Annotated in this window: 5 protein-coding genes and 1 pseudogene; 2 read left to right on the top strand and 4 right to left on the bottom strand. The window is 46.4% G+C overall.

The annotated features are described in order from the left end of the window. Positions 1–54: 54 nt before the first annotated feature. A pseudogene (locus BJP37_RS42705) lies at positions 55–864 on the bottom strand (transposase family protein); the annotation flags it as partial. A gap of 149 nt (positions 865–1013) precedes the next feature. Between BJP37_RS42705 and BJP37_RS19530 the strand changes: the two are divergent. Beyond that, entirely contained in the window at positions 1014–1337 is a 324-nt protein-coding gene (locus tag BJP37_RS19530; protein ID WP_075901246.1) for a DUF433 domain-containing protein, read from the top strand. Beyond that, a complete protein-coding gene (locus BJP37_RS36935) occupies positions 1327–1512 on the top strand; it encodes a hypothetical protein (protein WP_143727693.1) in 186 nt (61 codons plus the stop codon). The genes BJP37_RS19530 and BJP37_RS36935 overlap by 11 nt, the downstream gene beginning before the upstream one ends. Here the strand turns inward: BJP37_RS36935 and BJP37_RS19535 are convergent. The 3 genes from BJP37_RS19535 to BJP37_RS41970 form a co-directional block, all read right to left on the bottom strand. Continuing rightward, positions 1469–3853: an O-linked N-acetylglucosamine transferase, SPINDLY family protein gene (locus BJP37_RS19535; protein WP_075901248.1), complete on the bottom strand. Its 2385-nt coding sequence runs from the start codon at positions 3851–3853 to the stop codon at positions 1469–1471. The genes BJP37_RS36935 and BJP37_RS19535 overlap by 44 nt on opposite strands. A 183-nt stretch (positions 3854–4036) precedes the next feature. Next, the gene (locus tag BJP37_RS19540; protein WP_075901250.1) at positions 4037–4639 is read right to left on the bottom strand and encodes a type IV pilin-like G/H family protein; all 603 of its coding nucleotides are present in this window, start codon (positions 4637–4639) and stop codon (positions 4037–4039) included. A gap of 170 nt (positions 4640–4809) precedes the next feature. Further along, the gene (locus BJP37_RS41970; protein ID WP_158069674.1) at positions 4810–4956 is read right to left on the bottom strand and encodes a hypothetical protein; all 147 of its coding nucleotides are present in this window, start codon (positions 4954–4956) and stop codon (positions 4810–4812) included. Positions 4957–5524: the final 568 nt, after the last annotated feature.

Below are 5524 nucleotides of genomic sequence, written 5' to 3' on the forward strand. Positions count from 1 at the left end.
TAACGCTAAGTCCCTTATCCAGAGTGCTTTGTAGCCTTGTTGTCACCCCTTGAGGCCTCGGGTTTTAAAAATGCCTGCATAGCGTTTCAATGCCCCAACGTAAGCTATAGTCAGTGACCAAATGCGCTTGTTGCCGGGGGTGCAATCACGACTCTTTATTGGCCATCATCAAGCCGCTTGGCTTCAACTGAAACTGGGTAGCCCCAAACACGACAAACCCCCAAGAGTAGTTGGGATTCACCTGGCATGCTTATGGGCAAAAACCACTTTGGCTGCCAGGGACCTTCCTGAGCGTTCAATCTTATCAGTGGCTCGGAAAAGGATACGAAACGATAGAGTGGCCCCGCGCAACAGATAACGAATCCATGCCTGACCAATAAACATGCAGGTCTGCACACAAACACGCTTATCTGGGCTTTGGGAAAGAGCTGGTAAAACGCCTCGATAAAACGCATTCGCTCATCACTATTGGAGTTTCCCTTCTTGTCGAGCAGCCACCACAATACTGGATTTGCCACTCCCTCATGCACAATGCCGTTTGTCAGAATGTTGTAGCAATGAGACCCGAATTCCCACGTGGTTCGGTCGAGGCTCAGCACCCACCCATCAGGAATCCCCATCCAGCTCACAACCATTTTGGCAATCTGGGCGTAATCCACCTCAAAGCCTCGAAAAAATCGCGCTCTGACGCAAGTAAGCTCGATTCCGGCAGTGCCCTGCCTCCAAACCCTAACGACAGCTCACAGAGATTAACCGTTTTTACCTTCAGGACAGCCAACAAGAACAGGGCGCTTAAGCGAGAGTCTGGCTCCAAGGAGCGTCTAAATGCTCTTGGAGTAATTGCTTCAATTCGCGCTTCTTGATTCATAGGGTTAAGGGCAGATTGTGGTATTTCTGATGAAACCCTATCCTGCTCTTCATTTCAAGGTTTTTGTCCTGTACTTAGATTGCTAGCATGCCTATTGCCTTTTGCTTATAATTAATACGGTTATCTTTTAATCAAAATCAGACAAATGTCTATCCAACAAATAACTACCGAATATATTGCCATAGATCCTGACTATTGTTATGGTAAACCCCGCATCGCTGGGACAAGAATGCCTGTTGCTGCTATTGCTGAAATGTATTTGGAGATGAAAGAATCTTTAGAAGAAATTGCTCACAAGTATGATCTGTCCTTAGCCCAGGTTCATGGGGCAATGGCATACTATTTTGAGCATCAGGAAGAAATTGACCGTCACACCATGGAAACCGATCGACTTGTTGAACAAATAAAGGGAAATAGTCCTACTTCAACGTTTCAGGAACAATGGAGACAGATCACGGGTGAAAGGTAAACAGAAGACTCGTTCTCTTGGTGAGATGATCAAGGGCTTGATTTTGATACAGCAGATTTATACCCCAAAGGGTCTATCTCCCCGATTCCCGATTCCCGATTCCCGATTCCCTACTCCCTACTCCCTACTCCCTATCTCCCTAACATTTCCAAATAAGCCTTTTCCATTTCCCTAGTAAATTGCTTACCATTCCACAAGGGGGCAGTTTGTCGAGATTGTCGCAGTTTCCAGGAAATTTGTTGTCTGAGAGCAGGGTCTTTACCTAAGCGAATCCCCCACTCGATATACTCATCATCTGTCCAAGCAATGCCTTCCGTTATTCCCGCATTCATCATCATGGTGTAACTGTTGCGAGCAACAAACTGTTCTCCCACTCGGGTGACTAGGGGAATACCCATCCATAGAGTTTCCAGGGTAGTGGTGGCTCCATTGTAGGGATAGGTATCCAGTACCACATCGGCAATCCCTAAGTTGGCACGATGAACCGCTTCCGTAGGTACTTCTGGTAGAAACCGTAAGCGATCGCACTCTACCCCTTCTTCTTCCGCAATCTGGTTAAAGAACCGTTTGATCGAGTCTTGGTCAGATTTGCCTTTAATCAAAAAGTAGCTATTGGGGACCGCTTTGATAATTTTCATTTGCAGCCTTGTGGTATCGGGATTGCGCTTGTATCCCTTCTGACTACTGAGATAAATGGTGGCATCGTTGGGAATATCCAGGTGCTCCCGACGTAAGCTAGGTACACCCACTTCAAACCCATCCACCGCAATATAGGTTTGGGGTAAGCGCCAGATTTTCTCGGAATAGTACTCCTGAGCGGAATCCGGTAATACGTAGGGGTCAGCAATCATGTAATCAATGGCAGGTAATCCTGAAGCATCCCACCCTAGCCAAGTGACTTGTACTGGTGCCAGTTTCAGAGCCATGACTGCACAGCTGATATCCAGGGTGATGCTATCGAGGTCAATTAAAATATCCAGTTCATCCTGATAAATCTGTTCAGCCGCTTCTAGAAAATGAATCCCTAATTTGTGAGGATGGTCTACCTGATTGATATACCATTCTTGGAGGTTATCGTTGACTAGCTTGTAGTCTACAAAATAGCCATAAAGTTGAAACCGCTCCCGGTCATGATGCTCAAACAGCCAACGAGCTAGCCACCCCACGGAATGCCGTCTTAAACAACCCGACAGGTATCCGACTTTTAAGGGCTTGGTAGTTTTTCCTCCCTGTTCCCTGTTCCCTGTTCCCTGTTCCCTGCTCCCTGCTCCCTCCTCAATTCCCCCCTTATTAAGGGGGGTTAGGGGGGATCCATACCACTCCACTTTTTCCTTGGTATAACCCCGAATATTCCTCTGGAACAGCTCAGCAATTTGATTCAAAATTGGTCTAAAATGGCTGGGCTGGTCATGAACATGAGCCAGAGGAAAGAATGGGGTAAGCAGACGCAAAGTCTCAACATCAGACAAGGTCAAGAGTTGTTCCTTAATTAGTGAAACCAGCAGTGATTCTAGAGTTTGGCAAGCCGCAGAAACCTCCTGCCAATAGCCCCCGGCATTCATTATCCCCCGCAATACCAGGTTAATTCCGGATATTTTGTCTGGTAAGGATTCCGATAAGGAATAGCACAACTTAGCAGTTTCTATGCCCTGGTCATAATTACAAGCATTTTGATAAAAACTAGCCAGATGTCTTAATATTTCTATATTATGAGGATTGTGAAGATTTAAGGAGCGATAACTTTCCAGAAAACGAGCAGCGATGGTCGGTTGCTTTAAGGTATGACCAATTTTCATACAGGCTGACAGTAACGGCCAGAACCAAACCTCAGGATTGGGCAGGTAAGCTAAGCAAGCTTCCGTGAATGCTAGGGAGGCCGGATGCAATGGTTCGGCTTCTAGTATCTGCTCTAAAACATCTTTTAATAATTTAGGACTTACGAAGTTTAGTTGCTTTTGCCCCCCTGCCCCCCAATTTTGGGGGGTTCTTGACTCAAAGTCCCCCAGCGAGGGATTGCTCGCTGGGGGATTTAGGGGGCACTTGCGTAAGTCCTGTAATTGCTGATTGCATTCTACTGTTGGCTGGGTTTTTAGCAGTTCAATCACCCCCAGCTCCGTCAAGTCATCACCGGTAAAGGTTTCTAGCTTAATGCTGAGGGCAATAATTTCCAAGAGATTAGTCAGGTCCGTGGGGCAAATTTCCCGCATATGCTGACGGATTGCCCAGGCTACAGCATAATCGGCTAACCCCTGCCTGCGCTCAGCTTCGGTTTGCAACACCTGGAGCAGTTCCTCGGTCCAGGTCTTCACTTGGTCTGACTCCGCCTCCGCCATCACCACCAGCCAAGTGGTTTGGGCTTCTGTTTCTTGACCCTGCAAGAGGAACAGTAATCCTAAATGCCAGTAGTAGGATATACAATCAGGTTCCGCTTCAATAGCCTGTTCGTATAAGCTTGCGGCTTTACTGTAGTCCCCCTCGATTAAATATTGTTCCGCTTGTTGCTGCCAGTTAGTCATCGTTTTTTACTATTTAAATCAAACAGATCACCCCATTTTCTAATACCATTCAAAACGTGATTAGGGTAATTGTCCACCTAAGTATTTCCATAAAACAAAGTGGGTAGACGCTTCTACCCACTCTCACTAAATACCTAATTTTGGGTGATTAAAACTGTCCTCACGAAGCTTTTACCCTAAGTATCAGTTATTACCACCTGATAAATTCTTCCAGTTGGCCTGATTACAGCTGGGAACACCATCTGCACTAACATTACCATCGGGATCCACATCCGAACCGAATGCACCATCAAATCGGGTAACTTTTTTGGCTTCACACAATACAGCCAACGTAGTTGTCTCACTGGTATCTGATATCTCACCTACGCTTGTGATGCCATGATATGCCTTAAGGGCAGATTCACCATCTTTTGTTTCAGTACCCTTCTTTCTTTGGTCTGCATAGTTAGCAACGTTTTGTGATTCCGTACCTCCGCCGGTTATCCCGTAAAGGTAGTTATCAGTTATTGTGGAAATGCCAAGACCTAACTCACCAAATTGATCATTGTTAGCAAATGCATTGTTTTCCAGGTAGTAGGCTTGCTGAGATCTATTCATGGAACCGACATAGGTTTTAGCTTCCGACTGCTTGGCTTTATTAGCTTGGTTCAAGAAAGAAGGCAGAGCAATAGCGGATAGAATTCCAATAATAATGATTACAACCAGTAGTTCAATTAGAGTAAAACCTTCGTCTTGCTTCTTCTGGGTCAGGTGCTGAAGTAGTTTAACTTTTAGATCAGTTTTCATAAGTCTTTCCGGTGGGTGCGGGATGCTGATTTGTTCTGTCCTAGACTTAACTTACCCACTTGCTTTCTTTTTCATATCATCTAGGGGAAAAAAATTTTTAGGGTGTGGGGTGTGGGGTGTGGGGAATCGGGAGCCAGATGTAGGGTGGGCAGTGCAGGAGACAGATTAGATCACAAAGTCATAGTCAAAGTAAGCACTGCCCACCACTGCTGTCCACGAAAAGATGAATGGGATTGACCTTGGCCTTTAGGGAGTAGGGTGTGGGGTGTGGGGTGTGGGGTGTGGGGTGTGGGGAATTGGGAGTAAGATGTAGTCAAAAGATGTAGGGTGGGCAGTGTGTCAGCAAGATAATCTCAGGAAGCGATCGCTAAAGTAAGCACTGCCCACCAGCAACGGATGAATCGGTCAGTTTTGATTAGGATTGGTATGGTAAGGAACTTGTGGGCAGTGGTGGGCAAAATTTCGATGATCTAGACTACTCCAGAGCACCAAAGTGTTTTTGCCCACCCTACAAGCTGACTTCGCGATGAAGCGTTTCGGCAAAGCCGACGCTACGCGAACGCAAAGCGTGGCCTACGGCCTCAGCTTCCGCGCTTATGCGTACGCAAACCCCACATCAACCGGTAATGGTGGGCAAAATGCTATGATCTAGAACTACTCCAGAGCAGCAAAGTGTTTTTGCCCACCCTACAAGCGTAGGCAAACCCCACATCAACCGGTAATGGTGGGCAAAATGCTATGATCTAGAACTACTCCAGAGCAGCAAAGTGTTTTTGCCCACCCTACAAGCGTAGGCAAACCCCACATCAACCGGTAATGGTGGGCAAAATGCTATGATCTAGAACTACTCCAGAGCAGCAAAGTGTTTTTGCCCACCCTACAAGC

Source organism: Moorena bouillonii PNG (assembly GCF_001942495.1).
Classification (GTDB): domain Bacteria; phylum Cyanobacteriota; class Cyanobacteriia; order Cyanobacteriales; family Coleofasciculaceae; genus Moorena; species Moorena bouillonii.